Source organism: Streptomyces sp. NPDC032721 (genome assembly GCF_055579625.1).
Map to the genome: position 1 here is coordinate 15770 of NZ_JBVIMX010000022.1, position 21483 is coordinate 37252.

The window sequence follows — 21483 nt, forward strand, 5'->3', positions numbered from 1 at the left end:
CTACGGATGTGCGCCCGCGATGACGACGGGTACACCCGGCAGGGACGATTCAGCGGCCCCCGGAGCCCCCGCCGCCTCAGCGGCCGACGTCCGCCAGCTTGGCCCTGAGCTGCAGTACCGACTTGGTGTGGATCTGGCTGACCCGGCTCTCCGTGACGCCGAGCACATTCCCGATCTCGGCGAGGGTGAGGCCCTCGTAGTAGTAGAGGGTGATCACGGTCTTCTCGCGGTCGGGGAGGGTGTTGATCGAGCGGGCGAGCAGTCGGCGCAGCTCGCGGTCCTCGGCGACCTCGACGGGGTTGTCGGCGCTGGTGTCCTCCAGCGTCTCCATCAGGCTGAGCCGGTCGCCGCCCTCGCCGCCCGCGTGCAGCAGCTCTTCCAGGGCGACCACGTTGGCGAGCGACAACTGGCTGAAGACCGCGTGCAGTTCCTCCACGGCGATGCCCATCTCGGCGGCGACCTCGCCCTCCGAGGGGGTGCGGCGGAGCTGGGCCTCCAGGGTGGCGTAGGCCCGTTCGACGGCCTTGGCCTTGGTCCGTACCGAGCGGGGGATCCAGTCCAGGGCGCGCAGTTCGTCGATCATCGCGCCGCGGATGCGGGTGATGGCGTACGTCTCGAACTTGATGGAGCGCTCGATGTCGAACTTCTCGATGGCGTCGATCAGCCCGAAGACCCCGGAGGACACGAAGTCCGCCTGTTCGACGTTGGACGGCAGCCCCACGCTGACCCGGCCCGCGACGTACTTCACCAGCGGCGAGTAGTGCAGGATCAGCTGCTCCCGCAGCCGCTCGTCGCCCGTGGTCTTGTACGACCGCCACAGCTCGTCCACGGACGAGGGCGCCGGGGGCCGTACGGGACCGCGGGCAGCGGGGGGAGCTGCCGCGCGGTCAGACCCGGAGGTGTGCTGGGGCATGCGTTGCCTTGAGCCGTTCTGCTGTGATGTGAGCGGGACTTGATGTGGTGCTGGGTGCGCGCTGGGTAGGTGCCGGGGGCCGTACTCGATGCCTGAGCGGGGCGAAATCCTTGCGAGCGTAGCGTGACTGCGGCGTCGCAGTGCGCGAAGGATATGGGACGGAGCCGTCCGGTTGACGCCCCCGGTGCACGCCCCCGCGCCGGCGCCACCACGGCGCACGGCTGCTCCGGCCGGGGTTCTGAGCATGATTCAAAGGTCATCGTCTTTACCTTTTCACTCGGACGCCCCTGGTCAAGCACCGCCTCGCCGGGCGTGTGCCGCGCGTACCGCGCTTGACGCCAACTGCCAGTCGTCGCCGTGGCGTTCGACGAACCCGAGGGAGTGCAGTTCGTACAGCCTGGCGAGCGCCTCGTCCCCGGTGGTTCCCGCTTCGCGTGCGACGCCCCGCGTGTCGACGGCACTGCGGGCGGGTAGCGCCTCAAGTACGCGTGCGGTGACGGGATCCAGCAGGTCCCTCGGCAGTACGGGTCCGCGCCGGTTCGGGGCGAGGTCGCCGATCTCCCCGACCAGTTCGACGATTTCGTCGGCGTCGGTGACCAGGACGGCCTCGCCGCGCAGCAGTTCGTGCACCCCGGCCGAGAGCCCGCTGGTGGCGGGTCCGGGCACCCCCATGGTGAAGCGGCCCAGCCGCTGGGCCGCGCGGGCGGTGACGAGCGATCCGCTGCGGTACTCGGCCTCCACGACGACGGTGCCCCGGGTGAGGGCCGCGATGACCCGGTTGCGCAGCACGAACCTTCTCTGCACTTGTCCAACTGGGCTGTTGGATGGATCAGTTGCGTTCTGCGCGAGGTAGGGGGAGGCCAAGGTCGACAGGGGCCCGTCGTGATCGGGCGGCGTCGGCTTGCTTGGTGCGAAGGAAGGTCAGGGTCAGATCGATGCCCTCGATCTCGCCGAGCCACTGCTCTTCTTCGGCTCGCTTGCGGCGCATGAGCAGGTCCTTCTCCAGCTCTGCCAGCCGGGCCAGCATCTTCGGGTTGATCTGGAGCATCGGGCATCGAATGCAAGCGTGCTCATGTCGGCAGGGCGATCCGTAAGGGCGAGCACAGTTGCCCAGCTCGACCTTGCGCTTGTCGAAGTGCTCCTCGAACTCCGCCCACTCTTCCGGGGTGACCTCGCCATACTCGCCCTCGGGCCGTTGGGCCCGGCGGTTGTTGAGGAAGCTCTGGTAGTGGCTGACGACATCCTCGGCGAAGACCGCGACGTAGCCCTGCGTGGTTTGCAGGTTCAGGTGTCCGAGCAGGGCGGCGCCAATGTGGATGGGCAGACCTCCGTTGACGACGTCGGTGGCGAAGATCCTCCGGAAGTCGTGCGGGGTGAACTTGGTGCCGGCGAAGGCCGGGTTCGTCTGTGCGATCTCTTTGCAGCTCCGGTCCAGCATCAGCAGCACGGTGCGGGCTGCGATCACGCTGTGGAGGGTCCCGCTCTGCCGCTGGAGGAGGAAGGGCATGGGCTCCGACCAGACTCTCTCTTGGGGGTCGTAGCGGCTCAGGAGAGGGATTGCCTGCCCGTCGCGGGTCTGGCGGCGGACGACTTGGGCAATGGCGTGGAAGAGATCGGGAGACATCGGGATGACACGCTCGCGTTCACCTTTCGAGGGCGCGATCACCAGCAGGGCGATGACTTCGCCGTTGGGCCGCTGATACTGGCGGATGCTGAGATGAGTGAGCTCGGTCAGCTCCTCGACCCGGATACCGCTGTGGCGGAGGATCTCAACCGCGGCCCACTCCCAGAACGCGAGGTCTTCGGCCTGGTCCAGGTTGATCAGCTTGCCGGTGCCCTGGTCGATGACCCGGACCGAAGGTCCCTCCGCGATCTTGGTCCGGCGGCGGTCTTCCTGCGAATCCGTGCGGCGGTAGCGGTGCCCGTGATGGACGAACATCGTCCCCAGTGGAACAGGACGGGCTGCTTCGAGGAGGCCCGCCAGGTGCTCGTGCCGTGCCTCGACGTGCTGAACGAGAACGGGCAGAAGCGGCTGACGGACCCGGGTCCGGTCAGCCATCCGCCGGTAGATCTCCCGGCGCCGCTTCCCGAAGCCCTTCAGGTCACGGGGCAGGATCGGGCAGGGAGCGACCCACCGAGCCCACCGCTCGGGTTCGGCAACAGCCCAACTGTGCAGGTCCATGTAGAGCCCCCGAACGGTCAGCAGCACGGCCGCGACGTCCATCCGGAGCTTCGTCTTGTCGTTTTGCCAGTACTGAACCTCTGCCCGCCACTGGTCGTAGACCTCCGGGCTCAGCGCAAGGTCCGCCTGGTCGGGGTTGATGCGCTCGATGGTGGCCCAGAAGACGCTGGCCAACTGGCGGGAGAGCCCGTCAAGGGTGGTGTAGTCGGTGTCCGACTTCCGCCGGAGAAGGTAGTCGATCAAAAGCTGACGGACTTCGGTGTTCTTGATCCCGTAGCGGTCGACGAGCTCTTCGACCGAGTGCTGCCCCTGGGAGAGGGCTCCGCGCAGAGTCGGGGCGGTGTCGTGCGGGAAGTGACCCATGCGGTGCAGAACTTCCCAGGCCCCCCGAGCCGCGAAGCGGGTCCGGTCCTGGTTGCAGGCCCCGTGAGTGAGCCCGAGCCGCTTGTTCTCCATCGAATAGTGCAGCAGCGCGGCCGGAGTCAGATGCTCCAGCCCGATCCCCTGCGTCGTCAGCGCGCAGGTCACGTCGAACAGTGCCCGCTCCTGGTGGACCGAACTGAGCCGAGGGTGGGAGTGGGCCGCTTCGAAGAAGGCGTCGAGACGCGGGTCCTTCTGCGCGAGGCGGAACTGTTCGGCGTAACCGGGGAACCGGTTCGCGCGGAACCCTGAAAGAGAGGGCTGGATGATCCTCATGCAGAACGCCAGCTTCGCCGCGGCCACCAGGTTGCCCCTCCGGTGGGTGCTTTCGGCGGGGGCCAGGACAGTGACAGAGCAGGCGTCCTCGCTGTTGAAGCGGCTCGCTTCCCACCGCTCCTGCCAGGTGTCCCCCGGAAGGGTCGCCAGGTGGCGGAAGAGTGCGCGGATGCCCGCCCGTCTCTTCTCTGCGACGGACCGGTTCCTGTCCTTCAGGAGCTGCGTGATCAGAACGCAGAGCTCCTCGATGCCGATCCTGGAGAGGTCACCGAACGGGGCCGGCGGATTCTCGGGCCTCTCGGCGGGTTCGGCCCGGAGCCGAGCCCGCTGGAACTGGGTCCAGGGCTGGGGCTCTTTGGCCTCGCTGTAGTTCTGCCGTCGGTGTCGGGGGGTGAAGGTCTCGATCGTCGCGCGGCTAGCCACCGAACACCGCCCTGAAGTCGTCGGCGTCGTAGCCAGGTGCCATTGTCCGCTCGACCCGTGGCCGGTTGTAGTGCGCTTGCAGCGCGTCGAAGAGATCCTCGACCCGGGCGTTCAGGTAGCGGCCGGTCGTCGCGAGGTCTGCGTGCCGCAGAATCGCCCGGACCTGTGCGAGCGTGAGGTTCGGGTCGTTGGCCATGCGGGTCGCCGCCGTGTGCCGCAGGTCGTGCAGGGTCCAGTTCGTGCCGAGCTTGTCGTTCGCGCGCTGGATTACCCGCCTCATCGCCCAGTAAGTGAGCGGCCTTTCCGGGCCCCGGCGTGTCCGGAAGACCGGTTCGTGGGCCGGTGGCAGGCCCGCGCGGTCAAGGTAGGCCGCCAGAACGACCAGAGCCTGCGGACTGGCTGGCACCGGCTCTCGATCGTCGGTGCCCTTGGTAGCAACGTGGATGATCTGGCCAGGCCAGTCGATGTCGCCCGGAGTGACCCCCAGAAGTTCACCCGCGCGAGCACCGCTGGAGACATAGAGCAGGACCGCAGCCCGGTCACGATCATGGGTCATGACCTCGAACAGCTCGTCCCACATCCTGTCCGGAATCGCTCGGGACTCGGTCTTCGGAACCCGCTGACGAAGCCGTGACCGCCTAAATTCCTGCCTGCTGGCATCGGGGTCCCGGTGGGCCAGAGCCCTCCGCTGGGCAGACGACTCCGGAACTGGGCTGATCACTGGCCCGCGACTGTGGTGGCGGTGGAAGGCGTAAAAGCTGCTGACGACCGTGAGGTTGTGGTTGATCGTCGAGGGAGCGTATCCCGCCTTGAGGTAGCGCTTCCCGGTCTTGATGTTGACCGAGCCAGGCAACGGGGCGGTAGGGCACTTCCGCTGACGTTGCGGGTTCACTGAGGTTCGCATCCACCCGACCAGGGCCGATGTCTCGGTCTCGGTCGCTCGGTCCCATGCCACGTCGAGGAACCACAGCAACCTGAACCAACGCAGCAAGTCGTAGGCATAGCTTCTGCTGGTGAGCGGCCGGTTGTCGTTCAGCGCCAGCTCTCGCAGGTAGGGAACGGCGGGCTCGACGGCCCCACCGTCAGGATCAAGGACGGCGTACTTCGGGTGCATCGTCTTCAGCTCGACGACGGAACCAACCCGGGGCACACTCACCCGGCCCTCGATCAGGGCACGACAAAGCTCCTGCACGTCACATCTCCTGGGGCTCGAATCGCCCTGTCTAACGAGGCGGAGAAGGTGCAGTTAACACACCTGCTCGGTGTCGGATGGCCGCCCGGCGGCAACTCGCCGACCACCAGGCCCTGTTCGGCGATCCGGCCGATCAACTCGGCGTGCCCGCGCGGATAGACGGTGTCGATCCCGCAGGCCAGTACGGCGACGGTCGCCCCGCCCGCGCCCAGCACCCCGCGATGGGCGGCCCCGTCGACTCCGTACGCGGCCCCGGACGCCACCACCCAGCCGCGCTCCGCGAGCCCCGCGCCGAGGGCCGCCGCCATGTGGGCCCCGTACGGTGTGCAGGCGCGGGCGCCGACGACGGCGACCGAGCGCAGGGCCCAGATCCGCAGGTCGGCGCGGCCGCGCACCCAGAGGGCGACGGGCCTGGCGTCCCCCAGGTCGTCCAATTGGCTGGGCCACTCCTCCTCGCCCGGGCACACGAGCCGGCCCCCGACGGCCTCCGCCGCCGCGAGGTAGCGCAGCGGGTCGACGGCGGCGGCCTTGTTCCGGCAGCCCGCGACGCGCTTGCCACTGGCCCCGGCCAGTGCTTCGTCCTCGCCGGGTGCGGTCGCGGTGAGCCGACGCAGCAGTTCCACGGGCCCGTGCTCGCGCAGCCAGCGCCCGCCGGTCTCGTCGCCCGGTTCGATGATCCCGGTGAGGGCGGCCCTGGCCAGCCGTTCCGCCTCGGACGGTCCTGCCGCGGCGCTCATCCCGCTCCCCCGGCCGCCAGGGCGCCGTGGGCCGCCCGGCAGGCCCGGATCGCTCCCCGGTCCACGCCGGTCCGCAGCTCCAGTGCCATTTCCAGGTCCTCCTGGTCGGGCCTCTCGTGCCCGAAGAGGTCGGCGACGGTCCAGGCGACCCGGAGCACCCGGTCGAAGCCGCGTGCGGTCAGCATCCCGCGCTCCATGTCGCGTTCGGCGGCGCCGAGCGCACCAGGAACTGACTGCCAGCGGGTGCGCAGTTCATGGCCGGGCACTTCGCTGTTGTTGGTCCAGGGGGTGCCCGCGAGCCGGGCGGCGGCCCGCTCCCGCGCGGCGCGCACCCGGGCGGCCACCTCGGCGGTGGACTCCCCGCGCCCGCCCTGCGCCATCAGGTCGGTGCGCTGCACCGGTTCGACCCTGACCTTGAGGTCGACCCGGTCGATCAGCGGCCCGGACAGCCTCGCCTGGTAACGGCGCACCGTCGCCGCCCCGCAGTCGCACGCCGCGTCCTTCAGCCCGTGCCGCCCACAGGGGCAGGGATTGGCCGCGAGCACCATCAGGAACCGGGCGGGCAGCCGCACCACTCCCGCGCTGCGCGCCACCACCACGTACCCGGCCTCCAGCGGCTGGCGCAACGAATCGAGGGATTTCGCGGTGAATTCGGGCGCTTCGTCCATAAAAAGAATTCCCCGGTGCGCGAGCGAGACCGCTCCGGGTCTCGGCAGCCCGTTGCCCCCGCCGACCAGCGACTGCATGGTCGCGGAGTGGTGCGGTGCGCAGTAGGGCGCCCTGGTGACCAGGGGTTCGCCGGGCGGCAGGATGCCGGCCACCGAGTGCACGGCGGTGACTTCGAGGGACTCCTGCCGGGTGAGCGGCGGCAGGATCCCCGGCAGCCGCTCGGCGAGCATGGTCTTGCCCGCGCCCGGCGGCCCGTGCAGCAGGAGGTGGTGCCCGCCCGCCGCCGCCACTTCCAGCGCGAACCGGGCCACCTCCTGTCCGCCCACGTCCGCGAGGTCGGGCCCCTCGTCCGCGCGGCCCGGCGACAGTCCGGTGCCCGCCCCCGCGCCGGGCACCATGAGCCCGGCCAGCATCGCGTCGGGCCGCCCCTCCTCCACCGGCTCCTCGTCGGGCACCTCCTCCCCGGCGAGCACCGCGATGAGCTGGCGCAGGCTGTGTACCCCGAGCACCGAGATCCCCGGGACCAACGCGGCCTCCGCCGCACACTGTTCGGGCACCACCACCTGCCGGTATCCGGCCTCGGCCGCGGCGAGCACGGCGGGCAGGATCCCGCGCACCGGCCTGACCCTGCCGTCGAGCCCCAGCTCCCCGACCATGACAAGATCGGCGATCTCCCTCGGGTCGATCCGCTCGGCAGCCCCCAGCACGGCGACGGCGACGGCCAGATCGAACCCGCTGCCGCTCTTGGGCACCGACGCCGGGCTCAGCCCCACGGTCAGCTTCTTCTGCGGCCATGCGACCCCGGAATTGGCCACGGCCGCCCGCACTCTGTCCCGGCTCTCCACCAGGCTCTTGTCCGGCAGTCCCACCAGGGCGAATGCCGCGAGCCCCGGTTCCAGATCGGCCTGGACCTCGACGACCACGCCCTCGACGCCGACCAGCGCCACGGAACACGTACGCGCGAATCCCATCAGGCCACCCCCCGCGCGTGCTCCACGACCGGGGAGCCGCGCCTGGGCAGGGTGACGCCCACGAGGTCGATCCGGGCGCCGCCGGGCGGGGGTCCGCCGTGCTCGTGCAGCCAGAGTTCGGCCAGGGCGCGCAGGCGGCGGGCCTTGCGCGGCGGGACGGCTTCCATCGGGTGCTGGAAGGGGCTGGTACGGCGGGTCTTGACCTCGCAGACGACGAGTGCGTCGCCGTCCCTGGCCACGATGTCGATCTCGCCCGCCCGGCAGCGCCAGTTGCGCTCCAGCACGGACATCCCGACCTCGGCCAGCCAGCGGGCCGCCAGGTCCTCGCCGTACCGGCCCAGGCTCCCGCTCGGTGTGCTTGTCTTCGCGTTCATTCGGTTCCACCTCCGGAACCGAATGTGACGCAATCCCCGCGAACTAGTGGATCTTGGTGGACAACCTCGTCCCTGTGGAAAACTCCGTCACTCCCACGGGGGTCCTCACTCCCACAGGGGTCCTCAGCCCTACGGGGTCCTCAGCCCCCCGGAAGTCCTCAGCCGCCCGGCAGCTCCAGATCGCTCTTGTTGAGCTCTTCCACGTTCACGTCCTTGAACGTGAGCACCCGCACCTGCTTGACGAACCTGGCGGGCCGGTACATGTCCCAGACCCACGCGTCCGCCATCGATACTTCGAAAAACACCTCGCCCTGGACCGAGTGCACCTGCATCTCGTAGTCGTTGGTGAGGTAGAAGCGCCGTTCGGTCTCGATCACATATTTGAACAGACCGACGACATCGCGGTACTCCCGGTAGAGCTTCAGCTCCATCTCGGTCTCGTACTTTTCGAGGTCCTCGGCGCTCATGGCATGTTCCCCTTCAGCCGTGCGTCCCCCTATTGTGCGCCAGCCCCGTACGCCCCTATTCGGTTTCCGGGGCCAGGACGATCGGCGTACTCGGGGGACCCTCGTCGAGCAGCGTGCGCAGCAACTCGGCGAGCCTGGTCGGGTACACCGTCTCACGCGTCGCGAGAAGTGCGGCGGAGGACCACCACCGGAGACCGGCGACGCTGCGCCGCTCCAGCTCCGTCAGCCCGGTCAGCACCGCCTCGGTCTGCCGCGTACGCGCCAGATAGAACCATTCGTCCTGCTCCCAGCGCCGCCCGTCGAAGTCGAAGGAGCAGATCCGCTGCCAGAGGACAGGACCGAGCTCGACGTCCGTGATCCCGGTCTCCTCGGCGAGCTCGCGCAGTGCCGCCTCGGGCCGGCTCTCGTCGCCCTCCAGACCGCCGCCCGGCGTGAACCACCACCGGGTGTCCGGGTCATCGGGCTCGAAGCCGTGCATCAGCAGTACGCGGTCCTGCGGGTCGAGCAGGATGACCCGCGCGACCTTCCGCAGCCGGTTCCGTGCCTTGTCCACCGTGCTCATGCGCGCGCCTTCCGTCGTCCGCCCAGCTTCGACAGCGGCCCGTAGGCGGCCCCGCCGAAGATCAGCACCACACCCGCCACGATCGCCGTCACGAGGAGCTTCACCGGCCCCGGCTCCGAGACCCCGCCGGGCAGCCCCGCGAAGGTCTGCGGCCGCTCCAGCACGCCGCCGACGGGCCAGGCGACCGCGTCCACCCTGGCATCCACCTCGGACACCGGGACCGTGCCCTTGCCCGCGTCCATCAGGTGGCCCCGGGAGTCCACCGAGGTGCGCCGCTCGTCGCCGAGGAGGAAGAGCTGGCCCTCCGGCACGGTGGAGCTGAAGGTCTGGGTGGCGGTGTCGGCCTGGGAGCGCAGATACGGTTCGTCGAGCGGCTTCCCGTTGAGGAGCAGCCGGCTCTGCTTGTCGCAGCAGACCACCTTGTCGCCGCCGACGCCGACCACCCGCTTCACCATCGGCATCGCCGCCCACGCCTGGTCGGTGAAGATCACCACGTCCCCGCGCCGCACCTGGTCGCCGGATATCCGCTCGGCGAGCACCCGGTCCCCGGTGTTGATCGACGGAGTCATCGAGTCCGAGGGGACCGTGTACGGCTTGTAGACCACCGCGCCCCAGGCGAATCCGCCGAGGAAGAGCACACAGCCGACGGCCACGGCCAGCCCCGACAGCACATTGCCGAGGCGGCCGCGGCCGTCTGCCGTACGTTCTTCCGTACGCCCTGCTTCGCCCATCCCAGCGCTCCCCCTGTATCGGAGATCAACGATCTGGGACGGCACCCTACCCGTCGGTACGCCGGACGGTCAGCTTCCTGCGGCGCCAGATCACCAGCGGGACCGCACCGGCCAGACCGAGTGCGCCGGGCGCGACCGAGACGGCGGCGGCGGTGGCCTTCGCCAGACCGGGCTGGTCGAAGGTGTCGGGTACGGGGAGCGTCGCCCAGCGGCTGATCGGCCAGGCCACGACGACGGCCCGTCCGACGACCTCCTCGTTGTCGACCATGCCGCCGCCCTTGATGTCCTGGTGGTAGCGGGAGTCGAGGGAGTTCTTCCGGTTGTCGCCCATCACCCAGATCTTGCCGTCCGGCACCTTGAGCGGGCCGAAGGGCTTGTCGTCGCACGGGGTGCCCTGCGGCGAGATGTACGACTTGTCGTCCAGCGCGACGCCGTTGACCTTGACCGAACCGCCGGTCTTGCACTCCACCGTGTCACCGCCGATCGCGATGACCCGCTTGATGAGGTCCTTGTCCTCGGTGGACGGCATCAGGCCGATCCAGCTGAGGAAGGTCTGTACGGCGTTGGGCTCGGCCACCTTGGTGTCGAGGAGCCAGCCGCCCGGGTCGTGGAAGACGACGACCTCGCCGCGCTCCGGCTCCGCGCCGAACCACGGGGTGAGCTTGTCGACCAGGACGCGGTCGCCCTTCTGGAGGGTCTCCTGCATCGACTCCGAGGGAATCGAGAACGCCTGCACCAGGAAAGTCTTGATCAGCAGGGCGAGGAGCAGCGCGATGCCGATCAGCAGCGGCAGTTCCTTCCAGAAGGAACGCTGCTTGCGCCCGCCGCCCGAGGACCCGTCGCCCTCGGGGTCGTCGCCGCTGCCGCCGTGGCCGCCGCCTTCGCCGCCACCGCCGCCGCGCTGCGGGCCGTTGTCCGAGTCGCTCACTGCTTCACCATTCGTCTGCCCTGTCACCGCGCCCCCGGAAACCGGACCCGTGGGAACCGGACCCGCGGGAGCCGCACCCGTGGGCACCGGCCCGTTGACGGCCGCACCTCCGGGAGCCGCACTCGTCGGAGCCGGGTCCGTGGTGCCGGGCGGGGAGGCTTCGCTGCGCCGCCCGGGCTCGGGGTTCTCCTCGGATCCGTCGTGCCCGGACCGGGCCCCGACCGCCACATCCCCCACGTCCACTCCTCACTCCGTGCCACAGCCCGCACCCGACAAGGCGCAGGCCCACCACTCCCATAACGAGCGGGAGTTCCCCTGGGCTCGGGAGTAGGACCTCAACGATCCTGGGACGCCACCCTATTCGACCGATCCCCCGCAGCGGCCGACTTGGCACGCGGCTCGGGGATCCGGGCGAACGTCTCGGGCACCTCCAGCTGCCGCCAGTGCCCGATGGGCCAGCCGATGACGACGGCGCGGCCGACGACGTCCTCCTCCGAGACCGTTCCCTGGAACTTTTCGTCCAGGTGATAGCGGGAATCGGCGGAATTCGACCGATGGTCGCCCATGACGAAGAGCCGCCCCTCGGGCACCTTCACTTCGAACGGGATCTTGGAGGGCCGGTCGCCCGGAAATACATAGGGTTCACTGAGCGGCACGCCGTTGACGGTGACCTGACCATTCTTGTCACAGCACTTCACGGTGTCACCGCCGACCGCGACCACCCTCTTGATGAGGTCCTGCTCGTCCGCGGACGGCAGCAGCCCGATCCAGGTCAGCCCTTCCTTGAGCTGCTTTATCCCCACCGGGTCCGGCTCCGCGGGCTTCTTCTCGTGCTCCAGCCAGCCGCCCGGGTCCTTGAAGACGACGACCTCGCCGCGTTCGGGACGGGACCCGAACCACGGGCTCAGCTTGTCGACCAGGACGCGGTCGCCGATCCGGATCGTCTGCTCCATCGAGCCGGACGGGATCACGAACGCCTGCACCAGGAACGTCTTCAGTACGAGCGCGATGAGCAGCGCCACGACTATGAGGACGGGTATCTCCTTGATCGCCGACCTGCGCCGCCGCCGCTTCACCCGGCGGGCCAGCTTGCGCCGCTCGGCCCGTCCCGGCCCGGCCGGGGCCCGGGTCCCGGTGGGCCGGCTGCCGGTCGGCAGCGGCGTCTCGCCGGGTGTGTCCGGTGCCGTCCGTGTCCGGTCCCGCCCCCGGCTACCCATGGGACGCGGCCGGCTGTCGTACGTCGCTGAAGGCGTCGGTCCGCTCCAGCGGGCCGAACCGCCCCAGCGGCCAGCCGGTCCAGTCCGCCCTGCCGATCACCCGGTCGAGGGGCACCATGCCTCCGCCGGGGCTGCCCAGGTGGTCGCGGGAGTCGCGGGAGCGGGACCGGTGGTCGCCGAGCATCCACAGCGTCCCGTCGGGCACGACGATGTCGAAGGGCACCTCGGACGGGGGGTTGCCCGGATACAGGTAGGGCTCCGCCACGCTCGTCCCGTTCACCTGGAGCCTCCCCCGCTTGTCGCAGCAGACCACCCGGTCGCCGCCCACGCCCACCACCCGCTTCACGAAGTCCGTCTCGGCGGGCTCCACGAGGCCGAGCGCCGCACCGCCCCAACGGAGCGCACCCCCGAGCGGGTTGACCTCGGGTTCCTCCCGTACGAAGGAGCCCCGGCCGTCGAAGACGACCACGTCACCGCGCCGGGGCTCGGCGCCGAAACGGTACGCCAGCTTGTTGACCATGATCCGGTCGCCCACCTGGAGGGCGGGCTGCATCGAGGTGCTGGGGATCAGGAAGGGCTGCATCACAAAGCCGCTGAGCAGCAGCAGGAAGGCCACACAGGCGACGGCGAGCAGCAGCGGGCGGCGCAGTACGGCCCGTACGAGCGCGACGAACCCCGGAAAACGCGCGGAGCGCGACCGCCGCACCGGACCCTGTGGGGGTTCGGGCGAGCGGTCGCGCTCCGTGTGTGGTGCTGCTGCTTCGGTGTCCATCGGATCCGAGCCTATCCGGCCGGTCCCGGACGCCAGAGGCGCGATCAGTTGTCGCGCTTCTCCTTGATCTTGGCGGCCTTGCCGCGCAGCTCGCGGAGGTAGTACAGCTTCGCGCGACGGACGTCACCGCGGGTCACGACCTCGATCTTCTCGAAGATCGGGGAGTTCACCGGGAAGGTGCGCTCGACGCCGATGGAGAAGGAGACCTTGCGGACCGTGAAGGTCTCGCGGACGCCCGCACCCTGGCGGCGGATGACTACACCCTTGAACTGCTGCACACGGGAGCGGTTGCCTTCGATGACGCGCACGTGAACGTTCACGGTGTCACCGGGGCGGAAGGACGGGACGTCGCTGCGGATCGAGGCAGCGTCGACGGCGTCGAGCAGGTGAGACATGTATGTCTGCTTTCTTCGCTGATGCCACAGGTCATCAGCGGCATATCGGAGCTGAAGGGAATGCTGTTCGCGTCGTGACGGGCGTCGTTCCCCCTGTGGCAGGGGCGCACGTGGACGGACAACAGCGCCCTATTCTTCCACGGCCTCGGGGCTCGGCCCAAATCGGCCGTCGGGGCCGGGGCCCCAGCCCAGGATGGAGAGCATTTCCCGGTCCTTCTTGTCGAAGGCGGCGGGGTCGGTGCGCTCGATCAGGTCGGGCCGGTGGGCGGTCGTACGGCGCAGTGCCTGGTCCCGCCGCCAGCGCGCGATCTTCCCGTGGTGCCCGCTGAGCAGCACCTCGGGGATGGTGCGCCCGCGCCACTCGGGGGGCTTGGTGTAGACGGGCCCCTCCAGCAGGTTGGCCATCGCGCCGGGGGCGAAGGAGTCGTCCTGGTGGGACTCGGCGTTGCCGAGGACGCCGGGCAGCAGCCGGGCCACCGCCTCGGTGATCACCAGCACCGCCGCCTCGCCGCCGGCCAGTACGTAGTCCCCGATGGAGACCTCGTACACCGGCATCCGGGTCGCGTACTCGTCCATCACCCGGCGGTCGATGCCCTCGTAGCGTGCCGGGGCGAAGAGCAGCCACGGGCGTGCGGAGAGCTCGACCGCGAGCTCCTGGGTGAAGGGGCGGCCGCTGGGGGTGGGCACCACCATGGCGGGGCCGTGCGCCCCGGCCTCGTAACCGTCGGCGAGCGCCTGGTCGAGGCAGTCGCCCCAGGGGCCGGTCTTCATGACCATGCCGGGGCCGCCGCCGTAGGGGGTGTCGTCGACGGTGTTGTGCCGGTCGTACGTCCACCGGCGCAGGTCGTGCACCTGGACGTCGAGGACGCCGCGCGCGCGTGCCTTGCCGACCAGGGAGACGTTCAGCGGTTCCAGGTACTCGGGGAAGATCGTGACGACGTCGAGCCGCATCAGGCCTTGCCCTCCGGCCCGGTGGCGTCCTCGTCGGCGTCCTTCTCGGCGACCTCGTCGGCGTCCTGGTCGGCGTCCTCGTCGCGGGCCGAGGCCACGACCGCCTCGCTGTCGTCGATCAGGCCGGGCGGCGGGTCGATGACCGCGCGCTGCTCGGTGAGGTCGATCGAGGTGACGATCTCCTCCACGAAGGGGATCATCACCTCGCTGCCGTCGGGGCGCTCCACGATGAACAGGTCCTGCGAGGGCAGGTGGGTGATCTCGGTGATCCGGCCGATCTCCGTGCCGTCGGCGAGGACCACGTCGAGGTCGACCAGCTGGTGGTCGTAGAACTCGTCCGGGTCCTCGGGCCGCTCCTCGGGATCGACGTCGGAGATCAGGAGGGTGTTGCGCAGGGCCTCGGCCGCCGTGCGGTCCTTGACGCCCGCGAACCGCAGCAGCAGCCTGCCGCTGTGCACCCGGCCGGTCTCGACGGTCAGCGGGCCCACCGCGGCGGGGTCCGTGGTCAGTACGGCGCCGGGGCCGAGCCGCAGCTCGGGCTCGTCCGTGCGCACCTCGACGGTGACCTCGCCCTTGATCCCGTGGGCGCGGCCGATCCGCGCGACTACCAGCTGCACTCTCGTTCTCTCCTGTTCGACGGACGTTCCCGGTGGAACGACGTGGAAACGACAAGGGGCCGAGGCGGGCCTCTCAGCCCTCCCCGGCCCCTGCCGGTAATGCTCTGCTGCCTGATGCTCAGTGGGCGGCATCCACGTCGACGAGGTCGACGCGAATTCCACGGCCACCGATGGCCCCCACGACGGTACGCAGGGCGCGGGCGGTACGGCCGTTGCGGCCGATCACCTTGCCGAGGTCGTCGGGGTGCACCCGGACCTCAAGGACGCGTCCGCGACGCAGGGTGCGCGAGGCGACCTGCACGTCGTCGGGGTTGTCCACGATGCCCTTCACGAGGTGCTCAAGAGCCTCCTCGAGCATGATCAGGCCTCGGTCGACTCAGCGGCGGCGTCGGCCGGGGCCTCGTCCGCCTTCTTGTCGGCCTTCTTCGCCTTCGGGGTGATGGCCTCGCCCTTGGCGTCGCCACCCTCAAGGGCCTTGGCGAACGCGTCGAAGGAAGCGCGCTTGTCTTCCTTCGTCGCCGGCTGCAGCAGCGGCGCCGGGGCCGGGAGACCCTTGTGGGCCTGCCAGTCACCGGTGAGCTTCAGGATGGCGAGCACGGCGTCGGTCGGCTGGGCGCCGACGGACAGCCAGTACTGGGCACGCTCGGCGTTGACCTCGATGCGCGACGGGTTCTGCACCGGGTGGTACAGGCCGATCTCTTCGATGGCACGGCCGTCACGGCGCACACGGGCATCGGCGACGACGATGCGGTAGTGAGGCGAACGGATCTTACCGAGGCGCTTCAGCTTGATCTTGAGCACTGGAGTGTTCTCTCCTGGTATTGACGTGGTTGGGCACAACGGGATGCCACGTGGGGTTGCGGTACTCGGGGTGCCCGATGGACGCGTCAGCCGGAGGAGAGAGGGGTCCTGTGCGGCTGTCGAGTACAGCTGTCCATTGTGCCACACACCAGCGACGCGCCGATCCCCGGCCGGGGGCCCGCTCGACGGCCTCAGCTAGCGGCGGCCACCACGTCCGGGATACGGAACGGCTTGCCGCAGCCGCCGCACACGATCGGGGCCTGGGCCAGCACCGAGGGGACCACGCGCACATTGCGCCCGCAGTCGCAGACGGCCTTGACCCGCACCCCTCCCCCGGAGGATCCGTGCCGGGCGGCGGGGCCCCGGAAGGAGCGCTTGGTGTCCGCGGCCGTGGCGACCGTGTGCGCCTTGAGGGCGCGGGTCAGCCGCTCGATCGTGGGGCGGTAGCGGCGCTTCGCCTCGGGGTTGAGCGCGACCAGGGAGAACCCGCTGCTGGGATGCGGCTCCTCCGGGTGGTCGAGACCCAGCTCCTCGGCGATCGCGAGGAATCTGCGGTTGTGGTAGCGACCGGCGCGCGAGGTGTCGCGGACGCCGCGGGCTGCGGCGATTCCGTGTACTGCCTCGTGCAGCAGTCGTTCGAAGGAGAGAGCCACGCCGCAGGCGGACGATGACTCTCCGATCAGGGACTCGGGCGCGGCAAGATCGGGCAGCTCGGGGTGGTACCGCTGGATGTCGGCCCACGCCTGCGCCAGCTCTGCGGCGAGGACAGGTGGTGTCGTGCTCACGACGTGACAACGAGCCGGAGGGCCCCCGTGTTCCTATTCCGGGGCATCCCAAATAATTTGCACGTACCAGTCAGTTCCCGCTGATGCGTCACGACGAGGGCGACTGCGCCGATCCGGGCGGCCCTCGCGCGGCCGTCACCGCCCGGGGACGTATCCCCGCGTACGTCCCCACGCGTACCCGAACCACCCTTCCCGGGGCGGCTGTCGGCGCCCGGGGCACCTGTGCCGACCGGCGTCCCCCTCCGGCTGCCGCGGTACGGGAGTGCCGCGCGCGGCCGGGGCCCGGCCCGCCGGAGCCGCACCGGCCGCCCGCCGGGCACGCGGACCAGACACCGTACGACCGGTTCCCGGCCCCCGGGGCCCTCGGGGCGCACCGTGGGGGTGCGCTCGCACAGTGCGTGAGCAATTGCCCTGTCGCCCCCTGGACTTGGGCACGGATGCGGAGTTCCCTGACATATGGGGGGAGTGCCGACGCGCACACAGCACGGGGGTTGCCATATCGGGTACGACCGACCTCTCGGCGGATTGGGGCGCTTTCGATGACACCTACGCTCGTCCAGCACCACCCGAGCGCGGCCTCGGCACCTCTGGGCACGCGCGCGCACACACGCGCGCGTGACTGGGCCGAGATCCAGGAACGGATGCTGGTGCCGCTCTACGAAGCGGTGTACGAGCGGCTGGAGGTAGGCCCTGCCACCCGGCTGCTCGGCCTTGACTGCGGCGCGGGTCTGGCCCTGTTCGTCGCGGCCTCCCGCGGTGCGCGGGTCGCCGGTGCCGACACCGACGCCGCGCGGATCGCACTGGCACGGACCCGGCTCCACGGCGACGGTGCTCCCGGCCGGCCGGACGGGGAGGACCTCGCGGCGGGCGTGGTCTGCGGCGGCCCCGCGGCCACCGCGGACGCGGGCGTCGCTCCGTACAACCTGGTGACCGCCTTCGCCCCGATCGGCTGCGCGGCCGGTGACACGGACGGCCTGACGCCCGCGCTGGCCGAGGCGGTGCGGCTGGCCGGTCGCGGGAGTGCGGTCGTGCTGACCGGCTGGGGTCCGGCCGAGCGCTGCGCCACGTCGGCGGTGCTGCGGGTGGCGTCCCGGCTGACGGACACGCTCCGCACCTCCGGCGGGTGGCGTCCCGCCCTCCGCGACGACTTGGAGGACGTGGCCTCCCGCGCCGGCCTCAAACCGGACGGCTCGGGGCGGGTGGCGTGCCCCTTCGGGTACGGGGACATGGAAAGTGCGGTACGGGGCCTTCTCTCGACGGGCCTCTTCGACGCGGCGGAACGGGCCACGGACCCGGCCCAGGTCGAGAAGGAACTGGTGGAGGCCCTCCACCCCTTCCTCCGCGCGGACGGCACGGTGTGGATGCCGAACGTCTTCCGCTACCTGATCGCCCGCAAACCCTGACCACCCCCGCTGCGCGGGGGGGGCATTGCTCGGGTCCCATGTGGCCGGCCGCGCAGTTCCCCGCGCCCCTGAGTACTCAGGGGCGCGGCCCCTCAGGTCGGTTTGTGGAGGCGGGGGATGCCGGCCGCTTCGTACGCTGCCGCCTCCTCCAGCGTTTCGTTCTCCAGCAGTGCCCGCGACAGCGCGTCCAGCTTCGGCCGGTTCTCCCTCAGTAGCCGCAGCGCCTGCGCATAGCACTCGTCGACGATGCGCCGCATCTCGCTGTCGACCGCGTCGAGCGTCGCGGGCGCGGCCGACAGTCCGTACGCCTGCTGCGCATCGGACGGGATGGCGGTGAGACGGCCGACCCGTTCGCTCATCCCCCAGCGGCCGACCATCCCCCTGGCCAGGTTGGTGACCTGCTCCAAGTCGTTCTCGGCACCTGTCGTAATCACGTCGAAGACGACCTGCTCGGCGGCCATCCCGCCGAGCGCGCCGATGATTCTGCCGCGCAGATATTCCTCGGTGTACGCGTACTTGTCCGCGTCCGGCGTGGACAGCGTCACGCCCAGCGCCCGGCCGCGCGGCACGATGGTGATCTTGCGGACCGGGTCGGCGCCCGGCTGGAGCATGCCGAGCAGTGCGTGACCGCTCTCGTGGTACGCGGTCCTGCGGCGCTCCTCCTCCGGCATGACCAGCGGCCGTTCCGCACCGAGCTGGACCTTCTCCAGCGCGTCGGAGAGGTCCGCCTGCGTCACGGCGCTCTGCTTGCGCTTGACCGCGAGCAGCGCCGCCTCGTTGGCCAGGTTGGCGAGGTCCGCGCCGGTCATTCCGGGTGTCGTACGGGCGACCTGGGCGAGGTCGACGTCGTCGGCGAGCGGGATGGGGCGCGTGTGGATCCGCAGGATGGCCTCGCGGCCGCCCCGGTCGGGCGGGCTGACGGTGACGACACGGTCGAAGCGTCCTGGCCGCGTGAGGGCGGGGTCCAGGACGTCGACGCGGTTGGTGGCGGCGATGACGACGACGCCCTCGGAGCCGGAGAAGCCGTCCATCTCGGTGAGGATCTGGTTGAGCGTCTGCTCGCGCTCGTCGTGGCCGCCCATGCCGGAGCCGCCGCCGCGGGCCCGGCCGATGGTGTCGATCTCGTCGATGAAGATGATCGCCGGGGCGACCTTGCGCGCCTCCGCGAAGAGTTCACGTACCCGCCCGGCGCCCACGCCCACGATCATCTCGATGAACTCCGAGGCCGAGGCCGAGAAGAACGGAACTCCCGCCTCACCCGCCACCGCCCGCGCCAGCAGCGTCTTTCCGGTGCCGGGAGGACCCGCCAGCAGCACCCCGCCGGGCATCCGGGCGCCCAGCTTCCGGTACTCCTCCGGGTTCTTGAGGAAGTCGACGACCTCTTCGAGCTCGCCCTCCACCTCGTCGATGCCCGCCACGTCCTCGAAGGTGGTGCGCTTGTGCTCGGCCATCTCGACCGGCTTCGGCGGCGCCTTGCGGCCGAGGCCGCCCATGCCCCCGCCGCCCATTCCGCCGGCGCTCATCCGCCGCGCGATGACCACCCAGAGCGCGACCAGGAGCAGCATCGGGGCGAGCGAGATGAGGAGGTTGGAGAGGAAGCTGCGTTCCTCGACGACCGGCTTCGCGGTGACGGTGACGCCGTCCTTGGTCAGTTCGTCCCACAGCTTGTCGTCGGCGAAGGCCGGGCGCTGGGTGAGGAACTTGGTGTACTTCGCGTCCTTCTTGTCGGAGTCGGGAACGGGCTGTTCCTTCTTCAGCTCGCCCTGGATCGCGTCGCCCTTGGAGTAGATCCTGGAGACGTTGTTCGAGGTGACCTGCTTGCTGAACTCGGTGTACGCGATGGTCGGCTCGTCGCCCTCGTTGAAGAAGCCGAGCACGATGTTGGTGAGCAGATAGACGAGCAGCGCCGTCATCGCCAGCCGGCCCCACCCGCCGGGCATCTTCTTCTTCTCGGGCGGCGGTGGCGGCGCACCCTCCGAACGCCACGGCTGGTCAGGGGTCTGGCGCGGCGGCACGGGGTTGCTCATATCCGGACGTTACGACACAAAAAAGCCGTGGGCACCCTCGGGGGAGGGTGCCCACGGCGATGTGAGCCACAGAGCTACAGGAACTGCATGAGCTACATGAGCTACATGAACTTCTTGAACTCGTCCGGCAGCTCGAAGTCCTTGCCGCCCTGACCAGCGGGAAGACCGAACGCGCCGCCGCCCTGGGCAGCCTGCTCGCGCCGCTCGGCGGCGGCCTGCTCCTCGGCCTTGCGCTTCATCGGGTTACCGCTCTTGCGCTTGCCCTTGGCCTGCTTGACCTGCTTCTTCTGCTTGCCGGGGCCGCCGCCCATCCCGGGGATGCCCGGCATGCCGGGCATGCCGCCGCCCTGGGCCATCTTCGACATCATCTTGCGGGCGTCGAAGAACCGCTCGACCAGGCCCTTCACCGCGCTGACCTCGACGCCGGAGCCCTTGGCGATACGAGCACGGCGCGAGCCGTTGATGATCGTCGGCTCGGCGCGCTCGGCGGGGGTCATCGACTTGATGATGGCGCCGACGCGGTCGACTTCCTTCTCGTCGATGTTGTTGATCTGGTCCTTGATCTGCCCCATGCCCGGCAGCATGCCGAGCAGCTTGGAGATCGAGCCCATCTTCCTGACCTGCTCCATCTGGGCCAGGAAGTCGTCGAGGGTGAAGTCCTTGCCCTTGGAGGACGCCAGCTTGGAGGCCATTTGAGCGGCCTCTTCCTGGCTGAAGGTCTTCTCCGCCTGCTCGATCAGGGTGAGCAGGTCACCCATGTCGAGGATGCGCGAGGCCATGCGGTCCGGGTGGAACGCGTCGAACTCGTCCAGCTTCTCGCCGTTGGACGCGAACATGATCTGACGGCCGGTGACGTGCGCGATCGACAGCGCCGCACCACCACGGGCGTCACCGTCCAGCTTGGAGAGCACGACGCCGTCGAAGCCGACGCCGTCGCGGAAGGCCTCCGCGGTGTTGACCGCGTCCTGACCGATCATCGCGTCGACGACGAAGAGGATCTCGTCGGGGCTGACGGCGTCGCGGATGTCCGCGGCCTGCTGCATCAGCTCCTGGTCGATGCCGAGACGACCGGCGGTGTCGACGATGACCACGTCGAACTGCTTGGTCTTCGCGTACTCGATGGAGTCCTTGGCGACCGTGACCGGGTCGCCGACGCCGTTGCCCGGCTGGGGCGCGTAGACCGCGACACCCGCGCGGTCGGCGACCACGCTCAGCTGGTTGACGGCGTTGGGGCGCTGGAGGTCACAGGCGACCAGGAGCGGGGAGTGGCCCTGCCCCTTGAGCCAGAGGCCCAGCTTTCCGGCGAGGGTCGTCTTACCGGCACCCTGGAGACCCGCGAGCATGATCACGGTCGGGCCGGACTTGGCGAACCGCAGACGGCGGGTCTCGCCGCCGAGGATGCCGACCAGCTCTTCGTTGACGATCTTGATGATCTGCTGGGCCGGGTTCAGCGCCTTGGAGACCTCGGCGCCGGACGCCCGCTCCTTGACCTGCTTGATGAAGGCCCGGACGACGGGCAGGGCCACGTCCGCTTCCAGCAGGGCGATGCGGATCTCGCGGGCGGTGGCGTCGATGTCCGCCTCGGAGAGCCTGCCTTTTCCGCGGAGGTTTTTGAAAGTCGCGCTGAGGCGGTCGGAGAGGGTATCGAACACGGCGCTCGTTGGTCCTCG

19 protein-coding genes and 3 pseudogenes are annotated in these 21483 nt (G+C 70.0%); 1 reads left to right on the forward strand and 21 read right to left on the reverse strand.

Translation table 11 applies throughout. From position 1 onward, the window contains the following. Positions 1-76 precede the first annotated feature (76 nt). The 19 genes and pseudogenes from whiG to ACZ5PB_RS35155 all read right to left on the reverse strand — a co-directional run bounded on the left by whiG (position 77) and on the right by ACZ5PB_RS35155 (position 16383). Positions 77-913: an RNA polymerase sigma factor WhiG gene (whiG, locus tag ACZ5PB_RS35065; RefSeq protein ID WP_399440276.1), complete on the reverse strand. Its 837-nt coding sequence runs from the start codon at positions 911-913 to the stop codon at positions 77-79. A 291-nt stretch (positions 914-1204) separates the two neighbouring features. Next, a pseudogene (locus ACZ5PB_RS35070) lies at positions 1205-1708 on the reverse strand (DNA-processing protein DprA); the annotation flags it as partial. A gap of 34 nt (positions 1709-1742) precedes the next feature. Further along, on the reverse strand, positions 1743-3818 hold the full coding sequence (locus ACZ5PB_RS35075; RefSeq protein ID WP_468696896.1) for a site-specific integrase: 2076 nt from the start codon (positions 3816-3818) through the stop codon (positions 1743-1745). A gap of 388 nt (positions 3819-4206) precedes the next feature. Beyond that, a complete protein-coding gene (locus ACZ5PB_RS35080) occupies positions 4207-5406 on the reverse strand; it encodes a tyrosine-type recombinase/integrase (protein ID WP_468696898.1) in 1200 nt (399 codons plus the stop codon). A gap of 56 nt (positions 5407-5462) precedes the next feature. Next, a pseudogene (locus ACZ5PB_RS35085) lies at positions 5463-6143 on the reverse strand (DNA-processing protein DprA); the annotation flags it as partial. Continuing rightward, entirely contained in the window at positions 6140-7783 is a 1644-nt protein-coding gene (locus ACZ5PB_RS35090) for a YifB family Mg chelatase-like AAA ATPase (RefSeq protein ID WP_468696899.1), read from the reverse strand. The gene ACZ5PB_RS35090 and the pseudogene ACZ5PB_RS35085, both read right to left, overlap by 4 nt. Continuing rightward, positions 7783-8157, reverse strand: coding sequence for a YraN family protein (locus ACZ5PB_RS35095; protein ID WP_468696900.1), 375 nt, complete (start codon positions 8155-8157; stop codon positions 7783-7785). The genes ACZ5PB_RS35090 and ACZ5PB_RS35095 overlap by 1 nt, the downstream gene beginning before the upstream one ends. A 158-nt stretch (positions 8158-8315) precedes the next feature. Next, positions 8316-8624, reverse strand: a complete 309-nt coding sequence (locus ACZ5PB_RS35100) for a DUF2469 domain-containing protein (RefSeq protein WP_185034425.1) — start codon at positions 8622-8624, stop codon at positions 8316-8318. A gap of 55 nt (positions 8625-8679) precedes the next feature. After that, complete coding sequence (locus ACZ5PB_RS35105; protein ID WP_468696901.1) at positions 8680-9186, reverse strand: NUDIX hydrolase; 507 nt, start codon at positions 9184-9186, stop codon at positions 8680-8682. After that, positions 9183-9917, reverse strand: coding sequence for a signal peptidase I (gene lepB, locus ACZ5PB_RS35110; RefSeq protein ID WP_468696902.1), 735 nt, complete (start codon positions 9915-9917; stop codon positions 9183-9185). The genes ACZ5PB_RS35105 and lepB (ACZ5PB_RS35110) overlap by 4 nt, the downstream gene beginning before the upstream one ends. 46 nt (positions 9918-9963) lie before the next feature. Continuing rightward, positions 9964-11082, reverse strand: coding sequence for a signal peptidase I (gene lepB / locus ACZ5PB_RS35115; protein WP_468696903.1), 1119 nt, complete (start codon positions 11080-11082; stop codon positions 9964-9966). Then, positions 10970-12062: pseudogene (lepB, locus tag ACZ5PB_RS35120) on the reverse strand (signal peptidase I); the annotation flags it as partial. The gene lepB (ACZ5PB_RS35115) and the pseudogene lepB (ACZ5PB_RS35120), both read right to left, overlap by 113 nt. After that, on the reverse strand, positions 12055-12834 hold the full coding sequence (gene lepB / locus ACZ5PB_RS35125; protein WP_468696905.1) for a signal peptidase I: 780 nt from the start codon (positions 12832-12834) through the stop codon (positions 12055-12057). The gene lepB (ACZ5PB_RS35125) and the pseudogene lepB (ACZ5PB_RS35120), both read right to left, overlap by 8 nt. 44 nt (positions 12835-12878) lie before the next feature. Next, positions 12879-13229, reverse strand: coding sequence for a 50S ribosomal protein L19 (gene rplS / locus ACZ5PB_RS35130; protein ID WP_468696906.1), 351 nt, complete (start codon positions 13227-13229; stop codon positions 12879-12881). Between the two features lie 129 nt (positions 13230-13358). Continuing rightward, positions 13359-14180 carry a tRNA (guanosine(37)-N1)-methyltransferase TrmD gene (trmD, locus tag ACZ5PB_RS35135; RefSeq protein WP_468696907.1) on the reverse strand — a complete coding sequence of 274 codons (822 nt, stop codon included), beginning with the start codon at positions 14178-14180 and terminating at the stop codon, positions 13359-13361. Next, the gene (gene rimM / locus ACZ5PB_RS35140) at positions 14180-14797 is read right to left on the reverse strand and encodes a ribosome maturation factor RimM (protein ID WP_468696909.1); all 618 of its coding nucleotides are present in this window, start codon (positions 14795-14797) and stop codon (positions 14180-14182) included. Before rimM ends, trmD begins: the two co-directional genes overlap by 1 nt. Positions 14798-14915: 118 nt before the next feature. Next, on the reverse strand, positions 14916-15155 hold the full coding sequence (locus tag ACZ5PB_RS35145; RefSeq protein ID WP_384344508.1) for an RNA-binding protein: 240 nt from the start codon (positions 15153-15155) through the stop codon (positions 14916-14918). 2 nt (positions 15156-15157) lie between these two features. Further along, a complete protein-coding gene (gene rpsP / locus ACZ5PB_RS35150; RefSeq protein WP_398420563.1) occupies positions 15158-15598 on the reverse strand; it encodes a 30S ribosomal protein S16 in 441 nt (146 codons plus the stop codon). A 191-nt stretch (positions 15599-15789) separates the two neighbouring features. After that, complete coding sequence (locus ACZ5PB_RS35155; protein ID WP_468696911.1) at positions 15790-16383, reverse strand: hypothetical protein; 594 nt, start codon at positions 16381-16383, stop codon at positions 15790-15792. A 539-nt stretch (positions 16384-16922) separates the two neighbouring features. On the opposite strand from ACZ5PB_RS35155, the gene ACZ5PB_RS35160 reads away from it, so the two are divergent. Beyond that, positions 16923-17786: a class I SAM-dependent methyltransferase gene (locus ACZ5PB_RS35160; RefSeq protein WP_468696913.1), complete on the forward strand. Its 864-nt coding sequence runs from the start codon at positions 16923-16925 to the stop codon at positions 17784-17786. A 92-nt stretch (positions 17787-17878) separates the two neighbouring features. Here ACZ5PB_RS35160 and ftsH read toward each other — a convergent pair whose 3' ends face one another. Together ftsH and ffh are read right to left on the reverse strand one after the other, a co-directional pair. Beyond that, complete coding sequence (ftsH, locus tag ACZ5PB_RS35165; protein ID WP_468696914.1) at positions 17879-19813, reverse strand: ATP-dependent zinc metalloprotease FtsH; 1935 nt, start codon at positions 19811-19813, stop codon at positions 17879-17881. Positions 19814-19914: 101 nt separating this feature from the next. Then, positions 19915-21465: a signal recognition particle protein gene (gene ffh / locus ACZ5PB_RS35170; protein ID WP_468696915.1), complete on the reverse strand. Its 1551-nt coding sequence runs from the start codon at positions 21463-21465 to the stop codon at positions 19915-19917. Between the last annotated feature and the right edge of the window lie 18 nt (positions 21466-21483).